Source organism: Polaromonas sp. P1_G2 (genome assembly GCF_056405515.1).
In genome coordinates this window covers 1-410 of sequence record NZ_JBFUBY010001394.1, presented here as the reverse complement: position 1 = coordinate 410, position 410 = coordinate 1, and the positions used below count along the sequence as shown (strand labels likewise).

The 410-nt window shown below is 57.3% G+C and carries 1 protein-coding gene; it reads left to right on the top strand.

Going from position 1 to position 410, the window contains the following annotated elements:
• Positions 1 to 410 (top strand): hypothetical protein (locus AC1D0P_RS30730; RefSeq protein ID WP_477680190.1); only part of this gene is annotated, 410 nt, incomplete at both ends.

Here is a 410-nt window from a genome sequence, read left to right as displayed (position 1 = left end):
GGGACGATTACGGCAACATCACCGAAGAGCGGCATTTCGGCTTGGTTCATTCGGACGGCACCGACTCTCCCGGTGATGAATCCACGACGGATTGGAGTTTCAACAAAAACAGCACAGCCTATATCGTCTCGCTACCCTATGTCGAAACGATCTATGACGGATTGGGCAATGGCGGGACGATCATCGCCAAGAAGGCCATGTGGTATACCGGCGTTCCGATCAGCGGCAACGCCAACGATGTCCTGCCGACCGGCGTCAACCTGCTGCAGACGAAGGTCTTCCGCGACGCCAGCACCTTCAGCTTCACCACCTTCGACTATGACAGCACCGGCAACATGACCCGGCAGACGGTACTCGCTTCCGACAATACCACCAAGCTGGCGGAGACGCAGTGGTCCTATGGCGATACC